At 73.3% G+C, this 24,778-nt stretch carries 20 protein-coding genes and 1 pseudogene; 12 read left to right on the forward strand and 9 right to left on the reverse strand.

The window, feature by feature from the left end; all coding sequences use genetic code 11:
* The first annotated feature begins 19 nt into the window (after nucleotides 1-19).
* Nucleotides 20-1,105, forward strand: coding sequence for an ATP-dependent DNA ligase (locus Srubr_RS19280; protein ID WP_189999345.1), 1,086 nt, complete (start codon nucleotides 20-22; stop codon nucleotides 1,103-1,105).
* 37 nt (nucleotides 1,106-1,142) lie between these two features.
* Here Srubr_RS19280 and Srubr_RS19285 read toward each other — a convergent pair whose 3' ends face one another.
* A complete protein-coding gene (locus Srubr_RS19285) occupies nucleotides 1,143-2,333 on the reverse strand; it encodes a zinc-dependent alcohol dehydrogenase (protein WP_189999346.1) in 1,191 nt (396 codons plus the stop codon).
* Between the two features lie 191 nt (nucleotides 2,334-2,524).
* Nucleotides 2,525-3,043 (reverse strand): MarR family winged helix-turn-helix transcriptional regulator, encoded by a 519-nt coding sequence (locus Srubr_RS19290; RefSeq protein ID WP_189999347.1) that lies wholly within the window; start codon nucleotides 3,041-3,043, stop codon nucleotides 2,525-2,527.
* Between the two features lie 187 nt (nucleotides 3,044-3,230).
* Between Srubr_RS19290 and Srubr_RS19295 the strand changes: the two genes are divergently transcribed.
* From Srubr_RS19295 to pcaDC, 7 genes are all read left to right on the forward strand, one after another.
* Entirely contained in the window at nucleotides 3,231-3,986 is a 756-nt protein-coding gene (locus tag Srubr_RS19295) for a CoA transferase subunit A (protein ID WP_189999348.1), read from the forward strand.
* Nucleotides 3,986-4,630 (forward strand): CoA transferase subunit B, encoded by a 645-nt coding sequence (locus Srubr_RS19300; RefSeq protein ID WP_189999349.1) that lies wholly within the window; start codon nucleotides 3,986-3,988, stop codon nucleotides 4,628-4,630. The genes Srubr_RS19295 and Srubr_RS19300 overlap by 1 nt, the downstream gene beginning before the upstream one ends.
* Before the next feature lie 187 nt (nucleotides 4,631-4,817).
* Entirely contained in the window at nucleotides 4,818-6,038 is a 1,221-nt protein-coding gene (locus Srubr_RS19305) for a thiolase family protein (RefSeq protein ID WP_189999350.1), read from the forward strand.
* A gap of 19 nt (nucleotides 6,039-6,057) precedes the next feature.
* A complete protein-coding gene (gene pcaH / locus Srubr_RS19310) occupies nucleotides 6,058-6,831 on the forward strand; it encodes a protocatechuate 3,4-dioxygenase subunit beta (protein ID WP_189999351.1) in 774 nt (257 codons plus the stop codon).
* Nucleotides 6,832-6,836: 5 nt separating this feature from the next.
* The gene (gene pcaG, locus Srubr_RS19315) at nucleotides 6,837-7,439 is read left to right on the forward strand and encodes a protocatechuate 3,4-dioxygenase subunit alpha (RefSeq protein WP_189999352.1); all 603 of its coding nucleotides are present in this window, start codon (nucleotides 6,837-6,839) and stop codon (nucleotides 7,437-7,439) included.
* Nucleotides 7,436-8,776, forward strand: a complete 1,341-nt coding sequence (gene pcaB, locus Srubr_RS19320; RefSeq protein ID WP_189999353.1) for a 3-carboxy-cis,cis-muconate cycloisomerase — start codon at nucleotides 7,436-7,438, stop codon at nucleotides 8,774-8,776. The genes pcaG and pcaB overlap by 4 nt, the downstream gene beginning before the upstream one ends.
* Nucleotides 8,773-9,894: a bifunctional 3-oxoadipate enol-lactonase/4-carboxymuconolactone decarboxylase PcaDC gene (pcaDC, locus tag Srubr_RS19325; RefSeq protein ID WP_189999354.1), complete on the forward strand. Its 1,122-nt coding sequence runs from the start codon at nucleotides 8,773-8,775 to the stop codon at nucleotides 9,892-9,894. Before pcaB ends, pcaDC begins: the two co-directional genes overlap by 4 nt.
* 107 nt (nucleotides 9,895-10,001) lie before the next feature.
* Here the strand turns inward: pcaDC and Srubr_RS19330 are convergent, their stop codons facing one another.
* Together Srubr_RS19330 and Srubr_RS19335 are read right to left on the reverse strand one after the other, a co-directional pair.
* Nucleotides 10,002-10,691, reverse strand: coding sequence for a class I SAM-dependent methyltransferase (locus tag Srubr_RS19330; protein WP_189999355.1), 690 nt, complete (start codon nucleotides 10,689-10,691; stop codon nucleotides 10,002-10,004).
* Between the two features lie 59 nt (nucleotides 10,692-10,750).
* Nucleotides 10,751-13,437 (reverse strand): annotated as a pseudogene (locus Srubr_RS19335) (ATP-binding protein).
* Nucleotides 13,438-13,722: 285 nt separating this feature from the next.
* On the opposite strand from Srubr_RS19335, the gene Srubr_RS19340 reads away from it, so the two are divergent.
* Nucleotides 13,723-14,772 carry a DUF2510 domain-containing protein gene (locus tag Srubr_RS19340; protein WP_189999357.1) on the forward strand — a complete coding sequence of 350 codons (1,050 nt, stop codon included), beginning with the start codon at nucleotides 13,723-13,725 and terminating at the stop codon, nucleotides 14,770-14,772.
* Nucleotides 14,773-14,790: 18 nt separating this feature from the next.
* On the opposite strand, the gene Srubr_RS19345 is transcribed toward Srubr_RS19340, so the two are convergent.
* The gene (locus Srubr_RS19345; protein WP_189999358.1) at nucleotides 14,791-15,171 is read right to left on the reverse strand and encodes a hypothetical protein; all 381 of its coding nucleotides are present in this window, start codon (nucleotides 15,169-15,171) and stop codon (nucleotides 14,791-14,793) included.
* A gap of 259 nt (nucleotides 15,172-15,430) precedes the next feature.
* Nucleotides 15,431-16,045, reverse strand: a complete 615-nt coding sequence (locus tag Srubr_RS19350; protein WP_189999359.1) for a TetR/AcrR family transcriptional regulator — start codon at nucleotides 16,043-16,045, stop codon at nucleotides 15,431-15,433.
* Between the two features lie 185 nt (nucleotides 16,046-16,230).
* Between Srubr_RS19350 and Srubr_RS19355 the strand changes: the two genes are divergently transcribed.
* Nucleotides 16,231-17,031 (forward strand): phosphatase PAP2 family protein, encoded by an 801-nt coding sequence (locus Srubr_RS19355; RefSeq protein WP_189999360.1) that lies wholly within the window; start codon nucleotides 16,231-16,233, stop codon nucleotides 17,029-17,031.
* Nucleotides 17,028-18,035 carry a DMT family protein gene (locus Srubr_RS19360; protein WP_189999361.1) on the forward strand — a complete coding sequence of 336 codons (1,008 nt, stop codon included), beginning with the start codon at nucleotides 17,028-17,030 and terminating at the stop codon, nucleotides 18,033-18,035. The genes Srubr_RS19355 and Srubr_RS19360 overlap by 4 nt, the downstream gene beginning before the upstream one ends.
* A 76-nt stretch (nucleotides 18,036-18,111) precedes the next feature.
* On the opposite strand, the gene Srubr_RS19365 is transcribed toward Srubr_RS19360, so the two are convergent.
* Together Srubr_RS19365 and Srubr_RS19370 are read right to left on the reverse strand one after the other, a co-directional pair.
* On the reverse strand, nucleotides 18,112-18,966 hold the full coding sequence (locus Srubr_RS19365; protein ID WP_189999362.1) for a phospholipid scramblase-related protein: 855 nt from the start codon (nucleotides 18,964-18,966) through the stop codon (nucleotides 18,112-18,114).
* Nucleotides 18,967-19,032: 66 nt separating this feature from the next.
* Nucleotides 19,033-21,081 (reverse strand): phosphocholine-specific phospholipase C, encoded by a 2,049-nt coding sequence (locus tag Srubr_RS19370; protein ID WP_189999363.1) that lies wholly within the window; start codon nucleotides 21,079-21,081, stop codon nucleotides 19,033-19,035.
* 169 nt (nucleotides 21,082-21,250) lie between these two features.
* Here Srubr_RS19370 and Srubr_RS19375 point away from each other — a divergent pair, with 169 nt between their 5' ends.
* Nucleotides 21,251-22,537 carry an MFS transporter gene (locus Srubr_RS19375; RefSeq protein WP_189999364.1) on the forward strand — a complete coding sequence of 429 codons (1,287 nt, stop codon included), beginning with the start codon at nucleotides 21,251-21,253 and terminating at the stop codon, nucleotides 22,535-22,537.
* A gap of 39 nt (nucleotides 22,538-22,576) precedes the next feature.
* On the opposite strand, the gene Srubr_RS19380 is transcribed toward Srubr_RS19375, so the two are convergent.
* Complete coding sequence (locus Srubr_RS19380; RefSeq protein WP_189999365.1) at nucleotides 22,577-24,751, reverse strand: discoidin domain-containing protein; 2,175 nt, start codon at nucleotides 24,749-24,751, stop codon at nucleotides 22,577-22,579.
* Between the last annotated feature and the right edge of the window lie 27 nt (nucleotides 24,752-24,778).

Consider the following 24,778-nt stretch of genomic DNA (forward strand, 5'->3'; position numbering starts at 1 on the left):
TGCGCGCAGAATCGGTGGCATGGATCTGCCCGTCATGCCGCCCGTGAAGCCGATGCTCGCCAAGTCGGTGGCGAAGATCCCGCCGGGCATGCACTACGAGGCCAAGTGGGACGGCTTCCGGTCGATCGTGTTCCGCGACGGGGCCGAAATCGAGCTGGGCAGCCGCACTGGCAAGCCGCTGACCAGGTATTTTCCCGAACTGGTCGAGGCGCTGAAGGAGCGGGTGCCCGAGCGGTGCGTACTGGACGGGGAGATCGTGATCGCGCGCGGTGGGCGGCTGGACTTCGACGCGCTGACCGAGCGCATCCACCCGGCCGCCTCCCGGGTGCGGATGCTGGCCGAGAAGAACCCGGCGTCCTTCGTCGCCTTCGACCTGCTGGCCCTGGACGACCACGCCCTGCTCGACGTGGCGCTGTCCGATCGCCGCGCCCTGCTGGACCGGGCCCTGGCACACGCCACCCCGCCGGTGCACCTGGCGCCCTCGACGGCCGACATCGAGGTGGCCCGGCACTGGTTCGAGCAGTTCGAGGGCGCCGGGCTGGACGGCGTCGTGGCCAAACCGCCGGACCTGCGCTACCTCCAGGACGAGCGGGCCATGTTCAAGGTGAAGCACGAGCGGACGGCGGACGTCGTCGTCGCCGGGTACCGCCTCCACAAGAGCGGCCCGGTGGTGGGTTCGCTGCTGCTGGGCCTCTACGACGAGCGGGGCCGGCTCCAGCACGTCGGCGTGTCGGCCGCGTTCTCCATGAAGAAGCGCGCCGAACTGGTCGAGGAGCTTCAGCCGCTGCGGATGGACGACGTCTCGGGGCACCCGTGGGCCGCCTGGACGGACGAGGCCGCGCACGAGACGGCCCGGCTGCCGGGCGCGCCGAGCCGCTGGTCCGGGAAGAAGGACCTGTCCTGGGTGCCGCTGCGGCCGGAGCGGGTGGCCGAGGTGGCCTACGACCACATGGAGAACGGGCAGCGTTTCCGGCACACCGCCCGCTTCCGCCGCTGGCGCCCGGACCGCACGCCGGAGAGCTGCACGTACGCCCAGCTGGAGGAGCCGGTGCGCTACGACCTGGCGGAGGTGCTCGGCGAGAAGGGCCCGCGGGAGCCCGGCTGAGCGACCGTCACCGTGCGCGCCGCGGGCGCGGGCGTCACTACGGCCGCATGAGCACCTTGACGGCACCGTCCTGCTTGCGCTGGAACATCTCGTAGGCGTGCGGTGCCTCCGCCAGCGGCAGCCGGTGCGTGGCGAAGTCGTCCACGCCGAGCGGGTCGTCGTCCGTGAGGTAGGGGATGATCTGGTCGGCCCAGCGGCGGACGTTGGCCTGGCCCATGCGGAGCTGGATCTGCTTGTCGAAGAGGGTGAGCATCGGCATCGGGTCGGCCATGCCGCCGTAGACGCCGCTGAGCGAGATCGTGCCGCCGCGGCGGACCAGGTCGATCGCCATGTACAGGGCGCCGAGCCGGTCGATGCTGAAGCGTTCGGCGAGCGGACCGCTCAGTTTGCGGGGCATCATCGCGGTCGCCGTCTGGGCGAGCTTGGCGGCGGCGCTGCCGTGCGCCTCGGTGCCCACCGCGTCGATCACGGCGTCCGGGCCCCGGCCGCCGGTCACCTCCCGGATCGCGTGGACCAGTGCCTTCTCGTCGTCGAAGGCCCTCAGGTCGTACGTCTCGACCCCGCGCCGCTGCGCCCGGGCGAGCCGCTCGGGCACCAGGTCCACGCCGAAGACGCGTTCCGCGCCGCGGGCCCTGGCGATCCGGCAGGCCATGTCGCCGATCGGGCCGAGGCCGAGGACGGCGAGGGTTCCGCCGGGCGGGACGGCGGCGTACTCGACGGCCTGCCAGGCGGTGGGCAGCACGTCGGAGAGGTAGACGAACCGGTCGTCCGGCGGTCCCTCGGGAACCTTGATCGGGCCGAACTGCGCCTGCGGGACCCGTAGGTACTCGGCCTGGCCGCCGGGCACGGCACCGTACAGGCGGGTGTAGCCGAACAGGGCCGCGCCCATGCCCTCGCCGGTGACCTGGGTCGTCTCGCACTGGGTGGGCAGGCCCGTGTCGCACATGAAGCAGTGTCCGCAGGCGATCTGGAAGGGCACCACGACCCGGTCGCCGGGGCGCAGGTGCGGTACTTCCGGGCCGACCTCCTCCACGATGCCCATGGGCTCGTGACCGAGGATGTCGCCGGGCGTCATGAACGGGGTGAGCACCTCGTACAGATGCAGGTCGGAGCCGCACAGTCCGGTGGACGTCACGCGGATGACCGCGTCCGTGGGTTCCTCGATCCGCGGGTCGGGCACGTCCTCGACCCGGACGTCCCGCTTGCCCTGCCAGGTGACTGCCTTCATGGGTCGCACTCCCTAGGTCACGTTCGGCCTCGTCCGTGTGCGGTCGCGGCCGGGTACCCGTGCGCGCCGGTGCCGAACCCGGTGGCGGGCTGCGGCGTACGGCACCTGACGCCCGGCGTGCGGCACCTGACGCCCGGCATTGGGCGCCCGGTGCGGGGAGGCTCACGGCGGGGCGGTGGCCGTGGGGGCGGTCAGCCTTGGGTGGCCAGGGGCTCGGCCGGCTCGCGCGGGGGCTCGGCGGGGTGCGGGGGCTCGGCGGGGTGCGGGGGCTCGGGGTTGCGCAGGCTCTCGGCCGCGTCGGCGACCCGGCGGATCAGCTCGAAGAACACGGTCCGCTCCTCGGCGGTCAGCGGGGCGAGGAAGACCTGGTTCATCCGGGTGGTGCGGACGGACAGCTTGCGGTGGGTGCGCGCGCCCTCCTCGGTGAGGCGGAGCAGGAAGCGCCGGCCGTCGCGCGGGTCGCGCACCTTGTGCAGCAGTCCGCGGCGGTCGAGCCGGCTGATCACCTCGGCGATGGTGGAGCGGTCCAGGCCCACCCGCTCCCCCACGGTCCGCTGGTCGAGTCCGGGCTCGGCGACGAGCGCGTTCATGACCGCGAACTGCGGCGAGGTGATCTCTTCCGAGACCATCGTGTTCCACAGCAGGTAGTGGGCCTGCTGGAGCCGCCGGGCGAGGTGTCCGGGATGGGTGCCGAGGTCCACCGCGGCCATGTGCGCTCCCCTGATCGATTCGTTGGTGCACTGAACGATACCCGGCCGCCAAACCGGCTGTCTTGTTCTGTGAGCGCGGGAAATCCAGGTCTTGACGGTCTTCGTCTCCGGTGGCAGCGTGAGCGGCACCTCACGAAATACTCAGTGCCCTGACTATTCGGGGTACCGGAGAGACGGAGCTTCACGCATGGACAAGGTGGTGGCCACCGCCGGCGAGGCGGTGGCCGATGTGCCGGACGGCGCGTCCCTCGCCGTCGGCGGGTTCGGGCTCAGCGGCGTGCCCGACGTGCTGATCCAGGCGCTGTACGAGCGCGGCGTCGGCGGGCTGAAGGTGGTGTCGAACAACTGCGGGGCGATGGAGTCCGGGCTGGCGGTGCTGCTGGCCGCGGGCCGGATCGCCCGGGTGACCGGCTCCTACATCGGCGGCAACAAGGAGTTCGCCCGCCAGTACCTGGCCGGTGAGCTGGAGCTGGAGCTGATCCCGCAGGGCACGCTGGCCGAACGGCTGCGCGCGGGCGGCGCCGGCATCCCCGCCTTCTACACCCCCGCCGGCGTCGGCACCCAGGTCGCCGAGGGCGGACTGCCCTGGCGCTACGACGGCTCGGGCGGGGTCGCGCTGGCCTCGCCGCCGAAGGAGGTGCGGGAGTTCGACGGCGTGGAGTACGTGCTGGAGCGGGGCATCCGCACCGACTTCGCGCTGGTCAGGGCCGCGCGCGGGGACCGGCACGGAAATCTGGTGTTCCGCAGGTCGGCGCGGAACTTCAACCCGTTGGCCGCGATGGCCGGCCGGGTCACGATCGCCGAGGTGGAGGAACTGGTCGAGCCCGGCGCGATCGATCCGGACGCGGTGCACGTGCCGGGCGTCTTCGTGCAGCGGGTGGTGCCGCTCACCCCGGAGCAGGCGGCCGACAAGCGGATCGAGTTCCGGACGGTGAGCGGCTGATGGCCTGGACACGCGAGGAGATGGCCGCCCGCGCGGCCCGTGAACTGCGGGACGGCCAGTACGTGAACCTCGGGATCGGTCTGCCGACGCTGATCCCCAACCACCTTCCCGAGGGGGTCGAGGTGGTGCTGGAGTCGGAGAACGGCATCCTGGGCACCGGCCCGTATCCCACGGAGGACCAGGTCGACCCCGATCTGATCAACGCCGGCAAGGAGACCGTGACGGTGCTGCCGGGCGCCTCCTTCTTCGACTCGGCGCTGTCCTTCGCGATGATCCGGGGCGGGCACATCGATGTCGCCGTGCTGGGCGCGATGCAGGTGTCCGCCGGGGGCGATCTGGCCAACTGGGCGGTGCCCGGAAAGCTGGTCACCGGGATCGGGGGCGCGATGGACCTGGTGCACGGTGCCCGGCAGGTGATCGTGGTGATGACGCACACCGCGAAGGACGGCTCGGCGAAGATCCTCAAGGAGTGCACGCTGCCGTTGACCGGCAAGGGGTGTGTGAACCGAGTCATCACGGATCTGGCGGTGCTGGACGTCACCGCGGAGGGGCTGACGCTGACGGAGACCGCGCCGGGTGTGAGCGTGGACGAGGTCATCGCCAGGACGGACGCGGAACTGAGCGTTGCGGAGGGTCTGCTGTGAACCCAGCTCACACGGTTCACACCGCTCAAGCCACCGCCAACGTCAAGGCTGTGAACCCCGCTCACACCGCTGGCACCGCTCGCACCGCTTGCACCCCTCACGCCACCGCCGCCAGCCCCGACGCCGTGAACCCCGCTAATCCCGCCGATCCTGTTGACCCAGTTCACACCACAAAGGCGCACACACTGTGAACACCGCTCACACCCCGAAACCCGTTTACATCGTCGACGCCGTCCGCACGCCTTTCGGCCGGTACAACGGCGCCCTGGCCACCGTCCGCCCCGACGACCTCGCCGCCCACACCCTCCGCGCGCTGCTCGCCCGCACCCCCGAACTGGATCCCGCCCGGATCGACGACGTCTACCTCGGCAACGCCAACGGCGCCGGCGAGGAGAACCGCAACGTCGCCCGCATGGCCGCCCTGCTCGCCGGGCTGCCGACCTCCGTGCCCGGCGTGACCGTGAACCGGCTGTGCGCCTCCGGCCTGGAGGCGGTGATCCAGGCGGCCCGGGCCATCGCCCTGGGTGACGCGTCCCTCGCCGTGGCGGGCGGGGTGGAGTCCATGACCCGGGCGCCGTACGTGCTGCCGAAGCCGGACAGCCCGTTCCCGGCCGCCCACACCGAGCTGTACTCGACCACGCTCGGCTGGCGCATGGTCAACCCGCGGATGGACCCGCAGTGGACCATCCCGCTGGGCGAGAGCGCCGAGAGGATCGCCGACAAGCACGGCATCGGCCGCGAGCGGCAGGACGAGTTCGCGCTGCACTCGCACCGCAAGGCCGCCGCCGCACGGGAACAGGGCCTGTTCGACGCCGAGTTGGTGTCCGTCCCGGTGCCGCGGCGCAAGGGCGAGCCGGTCGGTTTCGACGCCGACGAGTGCGTACGGCCGGACGCCTCCCTCGCCGCCATGGCGAAGCTGAAGCCCGCCTTCCGCGCCGAGGGCGGCACGGTCACCGCGGGCAACGCCTCTCCCCTCAACGACGGTGCGGCGGCCCTGCTCCTCGCCGACGAGGAGGGGTTGCGGGCCACCGGCCGGGAGCCGCTGGCCCGGATCAGCGCGACCGGCCTCTCCGCGCTCGATCCCCAGTACTTCGGCCTGGCGCCCGTGGAGGCCGTCAACCGGGCCCTCGCCAAGGCCGGCAAGGGCTTCGGCGATCTGTCGGTGCTGGAACTGAACGAGGCGTTCGCCGCCCAGGTGCTGGGCTGCCTCGCCGAATGGCCGGAGTTCGACCCGGCGGTCCTCAACCCGCAGGGCGGCGCCATCGCGCTCGGCCACCCGCTCGGCGCCTCCGGGGCCCGGCTCGCCGGGACCGTCGCCCACCAGCTCGCCCGCCGCGGCTCCGGCACCGGCGTGGCCACCCTGTGCATCGGCGTGGGCCAGGGCCTCGCCCTCGTCCTCGAACGATAAGGAAGCGTCAGGTACCACGATGAGTCTCACCCAGCACGACATCGACCAGGAGATGGCCGCCGAGCGCGTCGCGTACGCCAAGCGCGTCGCCGACGGCGCCCCTGTCGAGCACCATCCGCGCCGCGACTACGCGCCGTACCGCTCCTCCGTGCTGCGCCATCCGAAGCAGCCCCTGGTGGCGATCGACACGCGCCAGGACCCGGAGCTGGTGGAGCTGCGCTCCCCCGCCTTCGGGGAGCGGGACATCACCGAGATCGACAACGACCTCACCCGGCAGCACACCGGGGAGCCCATCGGCGAGCGCATCACGGTCTCCGGCCGGCTGCTGGACCGCGACGGGCGCCCGGTGCGCGGTCAGCTGATCGAGATCTGGCAGGCCAACTCGGCCGGCCGGTACGCCCACCGGCGCGAGCAGCACGACGCGCCGCTGGACCCGAACTTCACGGGCGTCGGCCGTACCCTCACCGACGCCGAGGGCCGCTATCACTTCACCACCATCCAGCCGGGCCCCTATCCCTGGCGCAACCACGTGAACGCCTGGCGTCCGGCCCACATCCACTTCTCGGTGTTCGGCACGGCGTTCACCCAGCGGCTGGTGACCCAGATGTACTTCCCGAACGACCCGCTGTTCCCCTACGACCCGATCCTGCAGTCGGTGACGGACGACGCGGCCCGGCATCGGCTGGTCGCCACCTACGACCACGGCCTGTCGGTGCCCGAGTTCTCCCTGGGCTACCGCTGGGACATCGTGCTGGACGGCCCGGCCGCCACCTGGATCGAAGAAGGACGCTGACCGCCATGACGCTCATCGACCCGGGCAGCCCGGAGCAGGTGCCGCCCACCCCGTCCCACACGGTCGGCCCGTTCTACGGGTACGCGCTGCCGTTCAGCGGCGGCGAGGAGATCGCCCCGCTCGGTCATCCGGACACCGTCACCGTGCACGGCCACGTCCTCGACGGCGCGGGTGATCCGCTGCCCGACGCGCTGCTCGAAGTGTGGGGGCCGCGGCCCGACGGCACGGTGCCGCGGGTGGACGGCGCACTGCGGCGGGACCCGGCCACGGGCGGCTTCCTGGGCCGCAACGGGGTGGAGTTCACCGGCTGGGGACGGATCCAGACGGATGCGAACGGGCACTGGTACGTGCGTACGCTGCGCCCCGGCGCGCGTGGGCGCAACGCGCCCTACCTCAGTGTCTGCGTCTTCGCGCGGGGCCTTCTCGTGCATCTGTTCACCCGTGTCTACCTGCCGGGTGATGACGCCGCCCTGGCCGCCGATCCGCTGCTCACCCGGGTGGGCGACCGGCGTGACACGCTGATCGCGGCTGACGAGGGGCACGGCACCTACCGTTTCGACATCCGCCTTCAGGGCGAAGGCGAGACGGTCTTCCTGGAGTACCAGTGACACCCGAGTTCCCTTCCTGCACCGACACCGGTCTGCTGGCCCCCGGGCGGGGCGCGGCGGACGCCGTGTCCGAGACCGGTGACCCCGCGTATCTGCGGGCGCTGCTCGACGCCGAGGCCGCGCTGACCCGGGCGCAGGCCGCGCTGGGGCTCGCCCCGCCCGAGGCCGCGGCGGCGGTGACCGAGGCGGCCGAACCGGACCGGTTCGACCTGCGCTCCCTGGCCGCCCGCGCCGCCGGCGGCGGCAATCCGGTGATCCCGCTGGCCGCCGACCTGACGGCGGCGGTCGGCGCCGAGTACGGGCCTTACGTCCACCGGGGTGCCACCAGCCAGGACATCATGGACACGGCGACGATGCTGGTCGCCGTGCGCGCCCTCGGCCCGGTGCTGGCCGATCTCGGGCGCGCCGAGCGGGCGCTGGCCCGCCTCGCGGCCGGGCACCGGGACACCGTGCTGCCGGGCCGGACGCTCACCCAGCACGCCGTACCGACCACGTTCGGGCTGAAGGCGGCCGGCTGGCGCGCGCTGGTCCTGGACGCGCGCGACCGCCTCGCCCGGGTACGCGACTCGCTCCCCGCCCAGCTCGGCGGGGCCGCCGGCACCCTGGCGGCCTTCCAGGCGTACGGCGCCCCGGACCCGGCCGTACTGACGGAGGCTTACGCCCGTGAACTCGGGCTGGCCGCACCGGCGTTGCCCTGGCACACGCTGCGCACGCCGGTCGCGGACCTGGCCGGGTGCCTGGCCTTCACGGCGGGCGCCCTGGGCAAACTCGCCGTGGACGTGCTGACGCTGTCGCGCACCGAGATCGGCGAGGTGAGCGAGGGCAGCGGCGGCGGCTCGTCCGCCATGCCGCACAAGGCGAACCCGGTGCGCGCCACGCTCCTGGCGTCCGCCGCCCGGCGCGCTCCCCAGCTCGCGGCGACCCTGTACGGCTGCCTGGCCGCCGAGGACGAGCGGCCGGCCGGCGCCTGGCACGCCGAGTGGGAGCCGCTGCGCGATCTGCTCCGGCTGGTGGGCGGCGCGGCCGGACAGGCGGCGGAGCTGGCCGAGGGGTTGCGGGTGCACCCGGACGCGATGCGCCGCGATCTCGGCCGCACCCGGGGACTGATCGTCTCCGAGCGGCTGACCGCCGTCCTCGCGCCCGTCCTCGGCCGGGCGCGGGCCAAGGAGCTGCTGACCGAACTGGCCCGCCGAGCCCACTGCGAGAACCGCCCGCTGCGTGAACTCCTCGAAGAACATGAGGAGCTGGCGGGCATCGATCTGGCGGAGGCGACCGACCCCGCCCGGTACACCGGTTTCGCCGGCATCCTCACCGACCGTGCTCTGGAGCGACGTTGACCGTGACCCTCCTCAACCACCGTGCGGAAGGCCCCGCTTCCGCGCCGCCGCTGCTGCTCGGGCCCTCGCTCGGTACCTCGCTCGCCCTGTGGGACCGGGTGGCGCCCGAACTGTCCGCGAGCCACCGGGTGATCCGCTGGGACCTGCCGGGGCACGGCGGTTCGGCGGCCGACCTGATCGGGCCGGGCGCGACCGTCGGCGACCTGGCCGCGCTGGTGCTGGCGCTCGCGGACGCGCTCGGCGTCGACCGGTTCGCCTACGCGGGCGTGTCCCTGGGCGGCGCGGTCGGCCTGCACCTGGCCGTCCACCACCCCGAGCGGCTGACCTCGCTGGCGGTGCTGTGCTCCTCGGCCCACTTCGGCGGTGCCGCGCCCTGGCGGGAGCGGGCGGAGCGGGTGCGCCGCGAGGGCCTTCAGTGGCTGGCCGAGAGCGCCGACGCGCGCTGGTTCACGCCCGGGTTCAGCGTGCCGGAGCTGGTCCGGGACCACCGTGCGGCCGACCCGGAGGCGTATGCCGCCTGCTGCGACGCGCTCGCCGCGTTCGATCTGCGCGACCGGCTGGCCGGGATCACCGTACCGACGCTGCTCGTGGCCGGGCGGGAGGATCCCGCGACCCCGCCCGCGCACCTCAGGGAGATCGCGGACGCGGTACCGGGCGCGGCGCTGGTGGAGCTGCCCGGGGCTTCTCATCTGGCCCCGGCGCAGGTTCCCCGGGCGGTGCTGGCGGCACTGCGCACCCAGCTAGACGGGCCGCCGGCGAGCGGTCTCGCGGTGCGCCGCCAGGTGCTGGGCGACGCCCATGTGGACCGCGCGCAGGCCCGGCAGACCCCGTTCACCGCCCGCTTCCAGGACTTCATCTCCCGCTACGCGTGGGGCGAGATCTGGACCGACCCGACGCTGTCGCGCCGCGAGCGCAGCATGATCACACTGACCGCGCTGGTCGCGCACGGCCACTACGACGAGCTGGCGATGCACGTCCGGGCGGCCCGCCGCAACGGGCTGACGCCGGAGGAGATCGGCGCGGTGCTGCTGCAGACCGCGGTGTACTGCGGCGTACCGGCCGCCAACTCGGCGTTCGCGACGGCCCAGCGGGTACTCGCCGAGGAGGACCCGGACTGACCCATGGCGAGGGTACCGCTGCCGGGCGTACGCGCGGCGGCGGCTCGTTGCCCGTGGCGCTGCCAGGAGGCCGACGTTCGGCGGCGGCACCGTGGCGTGCGGGTCGTTCAAGCCCGTCGGACCGCCTTGACGAGCAACGTGGCCGCGCTGCGCGGCGCGTCGGTGGGCGACGGCAACGTGTCGACGCTGATGCCGGTGAACCCGGACTCGTGCAGGACCTCCGTCCAGACGTGTTCCTGGAGCACCCATCTGCGCATCGTGGTCGTCTCCCCGCCCGGGGTCCGTGCCGCGATCTCGGCCGGCACGACATCGGGCTCGGCGGGCGCACCGCCCAGGTAGTGGGCGAGGGTCGAGAAGACCAGCCGGCCGCCGGGTCGCAGGGCTCCCGCCGCCGCCGGGAGCAGCTCTCGCGGGTCGGTGAAGTCGACCGCGCCGAAGACGCTGTACAGCACGTCGTAGGTGCCGGCCGTATCCCGCAGGTGCCGTACGGCGTCGGAACGGACGAGGCGCAGGCGGGGTGCGAGGTGGCCGAACAGGTCCATGGCCATGGCGTGCTGGGCGGGTGAGGCGTCCACGGCGTCGACGCGCGCGGGAAGTCGGTGAGCGACCAGGCAGGCGGCATGCCGGGCGGCTCCGGCGCCGAGTTCACCGACGGTACTGCCCGTCACATCGCCCAGCGGCTCCGGGCCGGGGCCGCTGTCCTGGGCCCATGTCCAGTGGAAGGTCTCGGGAACAGCGCGGTCGTGTTCGGCACGGGCGCGGCCGTAGTGGTACCAGAGGTCTGTGGTGGTCGACATCCGCGGCATCGGACCGGGGTCTTCGAAGGTCACGACCAGGGCGCTGAATCCGGCCGGGTTCAGCGCGGGTTCCGGACGCCGGCCAGGGCCTTCCGGGCTCGGGTCGCCAGACCGTCCGCGCCGCAGAGGCGGGCGAGGTCCAGGCCACGGGTGAGTTCGGCGACCGAGCCGGTGGCGATGCCGTACTCGACGCGGGCCGCCGCGTGCTCGTACTGGCAGGGAGATGCCTCCAGGTAGGCCACGGCGCGGGCGGCGAGCCGTACCGCGCGCTGACCGGTCTCCAGCGCGGCGGCGCAGCGCAGGGCCTCGCCGATGGCGGTGTCCGTGCCGAACCGCTCGGCCTGTTTGCGGGCGTCGGCGGCGAGCTGGGCGGCGCGGGCCGGGTCCGTCGGGGCGAGGGCCCGGGCGAGGTCGACGGACCAGGGTGCGAGGACCGGGTTGTGGCCGCCGCGGGAGGCGGCGGTCTTCTCGGCGGCCTCCAGTTCGCTGACGCCTTCCGCGGTGCGGCCGACGGCGAGCAGCAGCCGGCCGCGCACGGAGCGGATGTCGGGCAGCACGATGGTGGACGGGTAGGGCGGTGCGAAGCCGTACTGCTCGGCGACCGACCAGGCTTCCTCCACCCGGCCGCGGGCCAGCAGGGTGTCGACCAGTCCGCAGGTGGCCGACCAGTACAACGGCAGGCGGCGGCCGACGCGTTCGGCGAGCCGGACGGCTTCGCGCAGGGTGGACTCGGCGTCCGGCAGCCGGCCCTGTCTGCGGTAGGCGAGCCCGAGGAAGGCGTTGGCCAGGGAGAGGTGGACGCCGCGCCAGCCGGCCGAGGTGTAGACGCGCCGGGCTTCGGAGAACAGGCTTTCGGCGCGGTCGAGCCGGTCGGCGTAGGCGTACGCGCTGCCGAGCATCATGAGCAGTTCCATGCCCCACTCGGGGTCGGTCCAGCCGAGGCCGGGCGCGAGGCGGCCGTTGACGAGGGCGCGGTCGCACAGGTCGACGACCGCGTCGGCGCTCTCGCCGTGGGTCATGGCGTCGAAGGCGCGCAGGATCAGCAGGGCGCGTTCGGCGTTGTCGCGGCCGGTGCAGGTGCTCGCGAGTTCGGCGAGGCGCCGGGAGCGGGCCGGGGCGGCGGTCTCGCCGTGGATGCCCTCCCACATGAACTGGAACGCCTGGAGCCGCAGGCGCACCGGGCCGGCCGCGTGCCGGGCGGCCTCGGCCTCGACGGTGCGGACGGCCTGCTCCAGCTGGTCGTTGTGGAGCAGCGCCTGGGAGAGGCGGACGACGGCGTCGACCCGGTCGTCCCCGTCCAGGCCGGGCATGCCGAGCGCGCTGCGCAACTGGTCGATGGAGACGGCTGGGTTGGTCAGCAGGGTGGCGCAGCCCAGTTCGTACAGCACATGGGGGCGTGCACCTCGGGCAGGGGCGGCTCCCGCAGCGCGCGTTCCAGGCAGCGGCGGGCGGCGTCCGGGGCGCCGACGGCGAGGTGTTCGCGGGCCGCCTGACGCAACTGCTCGACGAGCTCCTCGTCTTCGTCCGGGTGCACCTTCAGCAGGTGCCGGGCGGCTTCGGCGGCACCCCGGCCCAGCTCGTTGATGATCTGCGCGGCGACGCCGTGCATGGCGGTGCACACGCCGGAGGGGATGGACCGGTAGACGTCGGTGGCGATGAGCGGGTGGACGAACTCCAGCTCGTCCCCGTCGCCTTCGGCACTCGTGGCGGGTCCGGGGCGGGTGAGGATGCGGGCGGTGCACAGCACGTCGGCGCAGCTGCGGGCGAGGTCGTCGTCCATGGTGGCGAGGCGGGCGACCATGTCGACGGTGATGCCGGTGCCGAGGATGGCGGCGGCCCAGGCGAACCGGGTGGCCTCCAGGCCGAGGCCCTTGAGCCGGTCGACCAGTCCGCCGCCGCGGGCCGCGCGGTTGAGGGCGCGCAGCTCACCGGCGTGTGCCTCGACCGGCTCCAGTTCGATGTCGTGCACCTTGGCGAGGAGTTCGACGGTCTCGTAGGGGTTGCCGTCGGTGACCGCCCAGACCTCGCGGCAGAACGCGTCGTCGGCGTGCCGGCCGAGGGTGGCGCGGGTGAGTCCGGCGGTGGCGGCCGGGGTGAGGGCGCTCAGGTCGTTGACCGGGCGGCCCGCGGCGGCGGCGACCGCGTCGAGATGGCGGGCGCCGACCCCGCCGGCCCGGTCGGGCCTGCGGGTGACCACGACGAGTACGGGCACGTCGTCCAGGCGTTCGGCGAACGCGGCGAGCCAGCGCAGGGTCTCGGGGTCGGCCCAGTGGGCGTCGTCGAGCAGCAGGACGAGCGGCCAGGTGCGGCGGGCGATGCGGCGTACGGCGGAGACGAGTCCGTCGCGGACGTAGTGCGGGTCGGCGTTGTCCCCGCGCGGTTCGGTTATGCCGAGGGCGGGGCCGGCGATGTCGTGCCAGTCGCCGAGGTGGTCGCGGAGTTCTCCGGGCGGCAGGGACAGCAGTGCGGGCTGGAGCAGTTGCCGCAGGACGTGGAACGGGACGGATCTGAGGGTCTCGGCGCCGCGGGCGGACCAGACGGAGCAGCCGCGGCGTTCGGCCATGCGGCGGGTCTCGGCCAGCAGCGCGGTCTTGCCGAGTCCGGCCTTGCCGCGGAAGACCAGCAGGGCGCCCGCGGCGTGCCGGCCGGCGCACAGGGCGTCGAGCGCCGCCGCGACGGTGGCGATCTCGGTGTCCCGCTCCCACAGGGGTGCCGAGCCGGCCGCCGTTGGCCGTCCGTCCGTCATCCCGTTCCCTCCCCAGGTCGCCCGCACGGCATACAGGCACCGAGCGTAGCCGTCCGGCACGGCCCGCGGGGACGGTCGGGGCAGGTGCTGCCCGGCCGGGTGAAAGACGGTACGCGCGGGTGACTCCGGGCCGGGGCCGGCCGGCGGTGGAGGCGGCGCCGGGAGGGGCCGCGGTGCGCGGGCGGCCACCGGTACGCGGGTTTCGCGGGGCGGGTTTCGCCGGTCCGTCCGTCCGGCGCCGATTCCTCTCATCACACTTTCACCGACACCTCATACGGTGGGGGCATGACGCAGGTGACTCCTCCCGGGTGGTACCCCGACCCCGGGCAGACGAACGACGCCCCGCCCACCGAGCGCTGGTGGGACGGTACGGCCTGGACGGACCGGACCCGCCCGGCGGGCACGGCCGCCGCCCCGTGGGGTCCCCCGGCACCGCAGGCGGCGCGGCCGGGCGCCCCGGCTCCCGGGGGGTACGGCGGGTACCCGGGGTATCCCGCGTACCCGGCACAGCCGCCGGCCCGGTCCCGGCGCGGGCTGCGCACGGGGATAGCCGTCGCGGTGGCGGCCGCGGTACTGGCGAGCATCGGGGTCGGCGTGTACGCCCTGGCCGAGGACGACGGCGGGGGCGACCGCGCGGGGTCGGGGCAGGGGCCCACCGGCGGGGACGCCGGCCGGGGCCCGCAGGACGGCCCGGGAGGCTCCGGCGGGTCTGGTGGATCCGGCGGGTCCGGTGGGTCAGGCGGGTCCGGTGGGTCAGGCGAAAACGAGCCGGACCCGCGTCCGTCGGGGGCGCCGGAGATCGAGGGCGGCGGCACGGTGCCGGACCCGGTCAACGGGATCAGCCTGCCGGTGCCGAAGGGCTGGACGGGGCAGACGATGAACGTCGGGGCGCAGGTGACCTCCGAGGACACCTACAAGTGCCCCGGTGACACGACGCAGACCTGCACGGCGGGCGGCGCCTACACGGCCCCGGCGATGGTGCTGCGCGTCAAGGGGGACACCGCCGAGGAGGTCGCCAAGGCGGACATCGCGGCCAACGCCGAGGAGTCCTACGGCGGTACCACCTACGGCGGCATCACCTCGCACGAGGAGCTGGCCTCCGAGGCGGTGACGGTGGCCGGGCAGAAGGGGTACCTGGTCCGCTGGAAGGCGGTCACCGGCAAGGGCGCCGACGGCTACGTCGAGTCCGTCGCCTTCCCCTCCCCCGACGCCCCCGAGCGGATCGTCGTGATCCGCTTCGGCCTGGACGTCGGCCAGAAGCTGTCCGTCATGGACGAGATCCTGAAGGGCATCAAGGTCTCGTCGGCCGGCACGGGCAGCGGACAGGCCGTGTAGCCGCCGACGCCGCCCCGGTCATCCGTGCGGCCGGGGCCCGGGCATCGCGCTCCCCGGCGGCCGGGCTCCGGGCATCGCGCTCCCCGGCGGCCGGGGCCCGGGCACGGCACGTTCCGGCGCGCTCCTGGCGGGCGGCACCGCCGCGCTGTCGGTCGCGCGCAGCCGGCACCTGACGCGGTCCAGGCGGGAGAGGCGTCCCTCGGGGTCGTACTGGTAGTCGTCCCGTACGGACCCCTGGCAGCCGTCGGTGCCGCACGGTGCCGCCCCCGAGAGATGCCCGTAAGGGGTGCAGCGGCCGGTTCCGGTGCACTCCAGGCACGGGAAGGGGTGCAGTCCGCCGTCGTTGACCACGTAGGCGATCATCTCCGGCAGATGGCGGTTCGGGCAGATGGCGGCCATGGGGCGGGCTCTCCTTCGGTCAAGCCACACGAGTGCGTGACATGCCGCCGACGACGGGCCGTGAGCCGCGGTCGCCGCCATGCCGGCGCGCGCGGGAGCCGGCCGCCTCCCGAGTCGGCCGCAGACATGAGTCGGCCGGGTGGGGTTCCCCTCCGCTCAAGAGGAATCCCACCCGGCCGGGGGGTGCGCGCCGCCCCCGTCCCCACGGTGCGGCGCGGGCAGGCCGTCGTTCAGTCATCCCGTGAACGGCGGCCCGCGTCTATCCCAGTCCGAGCGCGGGCAGCACCGCGGCCTCCACGAACCGGACCAGATAGTCGGCGTCGGCGTATTGCCCGTTCAGCACCGGCCGTACACGCAGGACGCCGAACATCATGGCGGGGATGTACTCCAGCGCGGGGTGGTCCGCCCGGACCTCGCCCCGGGCGACGCCCCGGGCGAGCATCTCCTCCAGCGCGGCGATCTCCGGGTGGATCAGCGCCTCGCGCAGCGCCCGGGCCAGTTCCTGGTCCGAGGTCACCGCGTGCCCCAGCGCCTGGAGCAGCCGGGTGTCCTTGCCGGACCAGTCGCCCGCGGCCCGGGCGGCCTGGCGCAGGTCCTCGGCGAGCGACCCGGTGTCGATGCCGGCGAACCGCACCCGGCGGCTGGCGCGCAGGGCCGCGGCGACGAACTGCGGCTTGGTCTTCCACTGCCGGTAGAGCGTGGACTTGCTGCACCGGGTGCTGGCGGCGATGCCCTCCATGGTGACGGAGTCGTAGCCGCACTCGCGGATCTGTTCCAGCACGGCGTCGAAGAACTCCCGCTCACGCTCCGGCGTGATCTTGGAGCGGCGCGAGGCGACGACCGTCTCCGGTCCCTCCGCGGCCTGCGACGTCATGCGGTGCTTCCCCTCGCTCGTGCTGCGTCCAGTGTGGCGCACATCAATCGATACGCAAGTGTACCGGTACACGACCGTATCGGTACACTGGCGTATCGGTACGGCAACGTATCGATGAGTTCCGGTGACCGTCCGGGACGCGCACGTACCACCACACGCACCACCGTCAGCGAAGGGGCCGGGGGATGAATGCCCGAACCGAGCCTGCGGAGGCGGCGACGGCACCGGCCATCCCGGCACGCCCGCCTCTGATACGTGAGTTCCTGCTGGTAGCCGGGCTCTTCCTGGTCTACAAACTCGGCCGCCGGCTCGCCACCGGGCATACCGGGGAGGCGTTCCGCAACGCCCGCCGCGTGTGGGACCTGGAGCGGGCCGTGCGTCTCCCCCACGAGAACGCCGTGCAGTCCGCACTGCTGCACGGCGACACCCTCGTCCACCTGGCGAACACCTACTACGCGACCGTCCACTTCCCGGCCACGCTCGCCTTCCTGGTCTGGCTGTACGTGCGCCGGCCCGCGCACTACGTCTGGGCCCGCCGGGTCCTCGCGGTGGTCACCACGGCCGCCCTGGTGCTGCCGTTCACCTTCCCGCTGGCCCCGCCGCGGATGCTGACCGGCACGGGGCTGGTGGACACCGGCCGGGTCTACGGGCCCAGCGTGTACGGCCCGCCGTCCAGCGACCACCTGTCCAACCAGTTCGCGGCGATGCCCTCGCTGCACTTCGGCTGGGCGCTGATGCTGGCCATCGGCCTGATCGCCGCGACCCGTTCCCGCTGGCGCCCGCTGTGGCTGCTGCACCCGCTGATCACCCTGCTGGTGATCGTGGGCACGGCGAACCACTACTGGCTCGACGCGCTCGTGGCCACGGCCATGCTCGGCCTCACCCTCGCCGTCATCCATCCGCCCCGGCGCACCGCCACCACGGCGGGCCGCGGCACCGGTGTGCCGGTCGCCCTGGAGCCCGTGCCGGCGGGAGCGGCCCGATGAGCGCCGCCGCCCTGGCCGCCCTCGGCCTGTCGCTGGTGTCGGCCGTCGCCTACGCGCTGGCCGCCGTCGCCCAGGAACGCCTGGCCGCCCGCGGCACCGGCACCGGGCTGCTGCGGCTGCTGGGCACCGGCGCCTGGTGGTCGGCGGTCGGGCTGAACGCCGCCGCCGCGCTGCTGCACGTCGTCGCCCTGAAGTACGGTCCGCTGACCGTCGTGCAGCCGCTCGGCGCGCTCACCCTGGTCGCGGCCGTGCCGCTGGGTGCGCGGGCGGCCGGGCGGCGGGTCAGCGCGGTGGAGTGGCGCGGTACGGCGCTCACCCTGCTGGGGCTGGCCGCGCTGCTGGTCGCCGCGTCCGGTCCGGCGCCCTCCCGGGTGCTGTCGCTGCCGGCGGCGCTGCTGGTCGCGGGGGCGACGGCCGCCGCGATCGGGCTGCTGTCCTGGCCCGGCGCGCGGCCGGGCCTCAGGCACGCGACCGCGTCCGGCTTCGCCTCCGGGGTGGCCTCCGCGCTCACCCAGACGGTGACCGTGGCGGCCACGGACCGCTCGGGTCCGGTGCTGAGCACCGAGGTGATCGTGGGGGCCGTGCTCGTCGCCGCGTTCGCCGTGGGCGGGCTGCTGCTGTCCCAGACCGCCTACCGCGGCGGGCTGGGCGCGCCGCTGGCCGTGGTCACCCTCGCCAACCCGGTCGCCGCCGCGGTGATCGGCCTCAGTCTGCTGGGGCAGGGGCTGCGGGGCGGGGCCGGCGGGGTGCTGCTGGCGGTCGCCGGCGCGGGGCTGGCCGCCTGGGGTGTGCTGCTGCTCACCCGGGCGACGCCCGCCCCGGGTCCCGGCGGGCCGGCGGCGGACGAGGAGCATCCGGTGGCGGCCGTACTGGCCCTGGAGCCGGGCACGGCCACCGCCGAACCGGCCCTCGCCCCACGCCGGCCCCGGCCGGGCCCGGCTGCCGGGGGGCCGTCGGGCGTGCCCCGGCAACCGGAGCAGCCGGGGCATCTCACGGCCCTGTGAGACGCGGATACGGCGGCGGCCGGTGCGCGGGGAACCCCCGGGCACCGGCCGCACCGCTTCGCGCGTCCGCTGCGGCTCAGCCCCAGCCGCGGGAGTCCTGCTTCAGCGCGGTGTCCACGGTCAGCGCCGTGGCCACCACCAGGCTCAGCAGGGGTTCGGGCAGCTGGTAGTGGATCTGCAGGACGTAGTTGTCCGCGGTCGTGAAGAGCGTCTTGGCCAGGCCCTCCCACGTCTTGGTGATGCGGGCGACCTCGTTGTCCGCGTGGTCGACGATCGCGAAGTTCCAGGCCCGCCAGTTCTCCGCCTTGATCGCGCCGACCTGCTGGCCGTTCGCCATCATCGCGAAGTTGATCTTGCCGATCATGTTCTTCTGGACGATCTCGCCCACCGGGGAGCCGTCCGGGCGGGTCACGACCACCCGGGACTTGAAGATCTTCGCGGGCCGGGTCAGCAGCAGCTGCGGCTGGCCGTGAGCGTCGCGGATCTCCAGCTTGTGGGTCAGGAACTGGTCCAGGCTGGAGACGAAGCGCAGGATCTTGCGCAGGACGCCCTGGCCGACCTGGGTGACCGAGCCGATCTCCCGGCCGCTCTGGTCCATGACCTTGTACTCGTTGGTCAGCTCGATGAGCTTGGCCTTCTGGTTCACGACCAGGACGGGTTCGGTGAAGAGGGTGCCGCCGCCGGCGCCGCCGGCCGAGACGCCGGCCTGCTGCTGCACCTGGCGCTGGACCTTGGGGTCGGCGGCGGCAGCCTGCTGCTGCGGGAAGGCGGCCTGCTGGGCCGGGGCCTGCTGCGGCGGAACCTGCCCGGCGGCCTGCTGCGCCGGGTTGGTGTGGTCGGTCCACTGCGTGCCGTCCCAGTAACGCAGCGTGTTCTGCGCTCCGTGCGGATCCGGGTACCAGCCGGCAGGGGTGTTCGATTGCGTGGTCACCGGGGCACACTACCCTGATGTGACCGGTACCTGACCAGTCCGCACGGAGCGGTGTTCATCGCTCGTTCACCCCGTGGCGATCGCCGGATCGCTGACGCCGGGCTGTCCGTTCTCCACATGGCCGGCGAATCCGCGCAGGAAGGCGGGGTCGGCGTCGGAGGTCACGGTCAGGTCGTACCAGCGCTTGCTCGCCGCGAGGCGCACGGTCTGCCGCACGGTGGCGCCGGGCCGCACCGTCACCGTGAGCGGGCTGCCGCCGTAACCGTCGGTGACCTTCAGCCGCGCCGTGCCGGAGCCCTTGTTGGTGAAGGTCAGCTCGATGTCGTCGCCCGTGTGCCGGGCGGTGACCTCGGGGCCGGCCGCCTTGTTGCGGCCCTTGAAGACGCGCAGGAAGCCGTTGGGTCCGTGCACGGTGAGGTCGTAATCACCGCCGGAGTACACCGAGTTCCAGGTGTCCGACACCGTCTTGCCCGCCTCGGTGGTGTACGTCCAGGGGCCGTCGGTGCGGCTGTCGGACGTCACCAGGAAGGCCGCTCCGGCGCCCGCCCCGGAGGCGAACGTGAGCGTGTACTTGCCGGCCGCCGTGTCCGCCGAACCGTCCACCACGGGGGCGTACTTCAGCGGGCGGGTGGGCCGGCTGCCGGGCTCCTGCCGGGGCAGTGAGCCCTGGGCGGGGGGCTTCGGCACGTAGTCCGGGTGCCGGCCGCGGTCCGGGGGCTGGTAGCCGGCCGTGGAGGGCAGCGCCACCGGCGCGGTGTCCTGGCGGGAGAAGTCGAACGCGCTCGTCAGGTCGCCGCATATGGCGCGGCGCCAGGGCGAGATGTTGGGCTCCTGGACGCCGAAGCGGCGCTCGATGAAGCGGATGATCGAGGTGTGGTCGAAGGTCTCGGAGCAGACGTAACCGCCCTTGCTCCACGGGGAGACGACCAGCATCGGCACCCGCTGGCCGAGCCCGTAGGGACCGGCGACATGACCGCTGTCGCCCTTGAACACGTCGGGCGCGGGGTCGGCCGTCGACTTGCCCTGGGCCGTGGAGGCCGGCGGGTAGGGCGGGATGACGTGGTCGAAGAAGCCGTCGTTCTCGTCGTAGGTGATGAACAGCGCGGTCCTGCCCCACACGCCGGGGTCGGCGGTGAGCGCGTCCAGGACCTGGGAGATGTACCAGGCGCCGTAGTTCGCTGGCCAGTTGGGGTGTTCCGTGAACGCCTCGGGGGCGACGATCCAGGAGACCTGGGGCAGCGTGCCCGCCTTGACGTCCGCCCTCAGCCGGTCGAAGAAGCCCTCGCCCTTGCGGGCGTCGGTGCCGGTGCGGGCCTTGTCGTAGAGCGGGCTGCCGGGCTGGGCGGTGCGGTACTGGTTGAAGTAGAGCAGCGAGTTGTCGCCGTAGTTGCCGCGGTAGGCGTCGTTGATCCAGCCCCATGAGCCGTTCGCGTCCAGGCCGTCGCCGATGTCCTGGTAGATCTTCCAGGAGACGCCGGCCCGCTCCAGGCGCTCGGGGTACGTCGTCCAGCCGTAGCCCTTCTCCTCGTTGCCGAGGACCGGCCCTCCGCCCTTTCCGTCGTTGCCGGTGTAACCCGTCCACATGTAGTAGCGGTTGGGGTCGGTGGAGCCGATGAACGAGCAGTGGTAGGCGTCACAGACGGTGAAGGCGTCCGCGAGCGCGTAGTGGAAGGGGATGTCGTCGCGCGTCAGGTACGCCATGGTCGTCGCGGACTTGGCGGGCACCCACTTGTCGTACTTGCCGCCGTTGAACGCGGCGTGGCCGTCGTTCCAGCCGTGCGGGAGGTCCTGGAGGAAGGCCAGGCCCAGGTCGTCGGCGTCGGGGTGGAAGGGCAGGATGTCCTTGGTGCCGTCGGACTGCTTCCACACGGACCGGCCGTTGCGGGTGACCGGGCGGGGGTCGCCGAAGCCGCGGACTCCGCGCAGGGAGCCGAAGTAGTGGTCGAAGGAACGGTTCTCCTGCATCAGGACGACGATGTGCTCCACATCGTCCAGCGATCCGGTGCGGTAGCGGGCGGGCAGGGCCGCCGCGCGCTGGATGCTGCCGGCCAGCGCCGTGAACGCCGTGGTGGCGCCCGCGAGCTGGAGGAAGCGCCGCCGGTTGACTTCGGGCATGCGTGAGGGTCCTCTCATCCTGACGTACACGATTGCCGCCGACTGACGGAATGTGCGCGGAGCGAGTGTTCCAAGAGCATCAAACGTCAGGGAAGGGGGCGGTGGCACGGATGTGAACTCATCGCTACATGAGGTGTGCACAGCCCGCCGGCCGGGGAGAGACGCGATCATGACAGCCAAGCAGACGACGGCACCGGAGCGGACGAGACGGTCCGCGCGACAGCTCGTTGCCGCCTCCGTGGGCAACGCCGTGGAGTGGTACGACTGGTACGCCTACACGTTCCTCGCCACCTACATCGCCGCCGCGGTCTTCCCCAAGGGCACCGGCAACTCCCTGGTCCCGCTGCTGTCGACGTTCGCCGTGTTCGCGGTCGGCTTCTTCATGCGGCCCGTGGGCGGGCTGCTCATGGGAGCGGTCGCCGACCGGCGCGGCCGGCGGGCCGCCCTCACCGTCACCATCCTGCTGATGGGCGGCAGCAGCCTGCTGGTGGGCCTGACCCCGACCTACGCCTCGGCGGGCGTCGCGGCCCCGGTGGTGCTGGTCGTCGCCCGGCTGCTCCAAGGGCTCTCCGTCGGGGGCGAGTTCGCGGCCTCCACCACCTTCCTCGTGGAATCGGCGGGGCCGGGCCGGCGCGGGCTGTTCTCCAGCTTCCAGTACGTCTCGACGACCGCCGGCCAGCTGGTCGCCTCCGGCATCGCCACCCTGCTCGTGAACACGCTCGCCGAACCCTCGATGGACGGCTGGGGCTGGCGCGTGCCGTTCTGGCTCGGCGGGGCGTTCAGCCTGGTCGGCTTCTGGATCCGGCGCGGCGCCGCGGAGACCCGCAGCGCCGCGCAGCGGGCGGCGCCGCGGCCGGGCCTGTTCGAGGCGCTGCGCCGCCATCCCCGCCAGTCCCTGCTCATCGCCGGCATCACGGCGGGCGGCACCATCGCCTACTACACCTGGACGTCGTACCTGCCGACGTACGCCGAACTCAACGCGGGCGTCGCGAAGTCGGACGCGCTGCTCGCGAGCACGATCTCGCTGGCCTTCTTCGCGCTGCTCCAGCCGCTCGGCGGGCTGCTGTCCGACCGGGTCGGGCGCCGGCCGCCGCTGCTCGGCTTCGGGGTGGGCTTCGCCGTGCTGTGCGTGCCGCTGCTGCACGCGCTGCGCGACTCCTTCGCCGTGCTGCTCGTGGTGCAGTGCGCGGGCATGGTGCTGCTGACCGGGTTCACGTCCATCAGCGCGGCCGTCAACGCCGAGGTGTTCCCGCCCCGGGTGCGCGCGGCCGGGATCGGCTTCCCGTACTCGCTCACCGTGGCGCTGTTCGGCGGCACGGCCCCGTACGTCGGCACGCTGTTCAAGGACCTCGGCCACTCCGGGCTCTTCCCCTGGTACGTCGCCGTGCTCTGCCTGCTGTCCTCCCTGGTGTACCTGCGGCTGCCGGAGACGGCCCACCGGGAGCTGGAGCGTTGAGAGGGAGCCGTGCCCCGGCCCGGCTCCCTCGGTACCCGGTCAGGACGAGTAGACCTCCACCTCACTGAACTGACCGGCGGGCCAGCCGGTGTTGGCGCTGACCGTCAGGCGCAGATGGCGCAGGCTGGTGCCGCCGGGCAGGGACACGGTCGCGGTGTTGCCGGTGGCGGGGTCGAAGCGGTAGCCCTGGGCGCCGGCCACCGTCGTGTAGTGCGTGCCGTCGGTGCTGCCGAGCACCGCGACGGTCTGGGTGCGGGCGCCCCAGGCCGCCGACGGCGGCAGCTTCAGCACCACGCGGCGCACGCCGTAGGACGCGCCGAGGTCGACCGTCCAGGACTGCGGGAAGGCGTTGTTGGCCGACTCCCAGTACGAGTTCGCGTCGCCGTCGACCGCCTTGCCGGGCGTGTAGACGTCCTGGGAGCCGGTCGCGGTGGCCGGACGGCCCCCCGCGAGGTTGCGGTTCGGGTCGGGTTCGGGGTTGCCCTGTCCCGGCCGCGGCCAGGTGGAGCAGTCCGACCAGGTGCTGGACCAGCCGGAGTTGCCGCCGCCGTCGGTGAGCGTGAAGGAGCCGGAGCTCGCCGGGAAGGGGCAGTTGTACACGCCGGCCGCGCCGACCTGGGTGGCGGTGACGTTCCTGAAGACGGCGGCGCCCTGTGCCTCGGCCTGGACGACGACCGTCCCGGTGTTCCGCACGGTCGCCCCGGTGACGTTAACGTTGCGCACCGGGTACCCCTGCCCGCCGCCGGAGACGAGCTCGAAGGCGCTGTACGGGCTGTCGGTGATCGTGGTGTTGGTGATGTTCACGGTGGCGTTGACGGCGCTGTCGTAGGAGTCGACGCGCAGCGCGCCCATCGGGTGGTTCCAGTTGGGGTTCATGGCGCCGGCGCGCACCAGTGTGTTGCCGTCGACCGTGATGGTGCCGGCCAGCGGGTGGAAGGGATCGAGGAACTTCTGGTTGGAGATCGCGATGCCGCTGCCGAGGGCGTTGGTGTCGGAGATCAGGTTGTCGCGCACGGCGATGTCGGTACCGCCGTAGACGGCGATGCCGTTGGCGAGGTTGGGCTGCGAGATGGTGTTGTGCTCGAAGGACGAGTCGGTGTCCGGGGCGTACAGGGACCACATGGCCAGGGCGTCGTCGCCCTGGTTGCGCAGGAAGTTGTGGCGCACCCGGACGCCCCTGGCGTTGCCGTTGAGGTTGAGGCCGTCGGCGGTGGTGTCGAGGATGCGGTTGTTCTCCACCACCAGGTTGTCGTTGTTGCCGGTGAGCCACAGACCGACCTTCAGGTGCTGGAGCCACATGCCCGACACCGAACTGCCGGGTCCGAGCGAGCCGTTGACGAAGTTGTCCGGGCTGGAGTCGACGCGCTCGGTGACCTCGCCGATGACCGCGAAGTCCTTGATGCGCACGTTGCCGGCGGAGCTCGGCTGGTCGATGAAGCGGGAGGCGTGCACGACCGAGTACCAGTGGCCGGCGCCCTGGAGGGTGACGTTCTGTACGCCGTTCAGGGAGGAGGTGATCCGGTAGTCACCCGGCGGGATCCAGACCGTACCGCCCTGCGCGGCGGCTATGGCGTCCCGGAACGCCTGGGTGGAGTCGCCGTTGCCGCTGGGGTCGGCGCCCTTGGCGACGACGGACACCGACCCGGCCGGCTGGGTGGCGGCCGGGGCCGCCAGCTCGAAGTCGGCGACGTCCACGGTGACTTGTACGCCGGTCGCCTCGACGGCGACCTTGTCACCGGCCTGGACGGTCCGGCCCAGCAGCATGCGGGTGTTGTCGAAGAAGTGGTGGGTCCTGGAGCCGGTGATCCAGCCGGTGTCGACGTAGGAGTACTTGGCGGTCACCGGCAGGGACTTGGCGAGCCTGGTGCCGTTGACGTACACGGCGAGCGCGCCGGACTGGCCGTCGGGGACGCTGTAGGCGAGGTTGAGCGCGTCGGCCGTGCGCGGCGCGGTGAACTCCACCCGCTGCCCGGGCGCCAGCCGGACGGCCTGCCGGCCGGAGGCCTCCGAGGCGAGCGTGCCCTGCGTGTGGTCGGGGCCGATCCGGGTGCCGTTGCCGCTCGCCGACTCGGCCTCCACGGAGGTGAAGGGGAGCGTGGCGCCCGCCGCCGCGTGGGCGGCCGGGGCGAGGGTGACGAGCATGCCGGCGGCGAGGGCGACGACCGCCCCGATGGCCGGCATGCGCCGGAGTCGTCCGGAGGTGCTGCTGTGCATGTGCCGATCCCTTCGTGGTGGGGTGCG

It is taken from the genome of Streptomyces rubradiris, from assembly GCF_016860525.1.
GTDB lineage: Bacteria > Actinomycetota > Actinomycetes > Streptomycetales > Streptomycetaceae > Streptomyces > Streptomyces rubradiris.

Coding starts and splice junctions, on each gene's coding strand:
- Srubr_RS19280 (WP_189999345.1), top strand. CDS start 20: ATGGATCTGCCCGTCATGCCGCCCGTGAAGCCGATGCTCGCCAAGTCG.
- Srubr_RS19285 (WP_189999346.1), bottom strand. CDS start 2,333: ATGAAGGCAGTCACCTGGCAGGGCAAGCGGGACGTCCGGGTCGAGGAC.
- Srubr_RS19290 (WP_189999347.1), bottom strand. CDS start 3,043: ATGGCCGCGGTGGACCTCGGCACCCATCCCGGACACCTCGCCCGGCGG.
- Srubr_RS19295 (WP_189999348.1), top strand. CDS start 3,231: ATGGACAAGGTGGTGGCCACCGCCGGCGAGGCGGTGGCCGATGTGCCG.
- Srubr_RS19300 (WP_189999349.1), top strand. CDS start 3,986: ATGGCCTGGACACGCGAGGAGATGGCCGCCCGCGCGGCCCGTGAACTG.
- pcaH (WP_189999351.1), top strand. CDS start 6,058: ATGAGTCTCACCCAGCACGACATCGACCAGGAGATGGCCGCCGAGCGC.
- pcaG (WP_189999352.1), top strand. CDS start 6,837: ATGACGCTCATCGACCCGGGCAGCCCGGAGCAGGTGCCGCCCACCCCG.
- Srubr_RS19330 (WP_189999355.1), bottom strand. CDS start 10,691: ATGTCGACCACCACAGACCTCTGGTACCACTACGGCCGCGCCCGTGCC.
- Srubr_RS19340 (WP_189999357.1), top strand. CDS start 13,723: ATGACGCAGGTGACTCCTCCCGGGTGGTACCCCGACCCCGGGCAGACG.
- Srubr_RS19345 (WP_189999358.1), bottom strand. CDS start 15,171: ATGGCCGCCATCTGCCCGAACCGCCATCTGCCGGAGATGATCGCCTAC.
- Srubr_RS19350 (WP_189999359.1), bottom strand. CDS start 16,045: ATGACGTCGCAGGCCGCGGAGGGACCGGAGACGGTCGTCGCCTCGCGC.
- Srubr_RS19355 (WP_189999360.1), top strand. CDS start 16,231: ATGAATGCCCGAACCGAGCCTGCGGAGGCGGCGACGGCACCGGCCATC.
- Srubr_RS19360 (WP_189999361.1), top strand. CDS start 17,028: ATGAGCGCCGCCGCCCTGGCCGCCCTCGGCCTGTCGCTGGTGTCGGCC.
- Srubr_RS19370 (WP_189999363.1), bottom strand. CDS start 21,081: ATGCCCGAAGTCAACCGGCGGCGCTTCCTCCAGCTCGCGGGCGCCACC.
- Srubr_RS19375 (WP_189999364.1), top strand. CDS start 21,251: ATGACAGCCAAGCAGACGACGGCACCGGAGCGGACGAGACGGTCCGCG.
- Srubr_RS19380 (WP_189999365.1), bottom strand. CDS start 24,751: ATGCACAGCAGCACCTCCGGACGACTCCGGCGCATGCCGGCCATCGGG.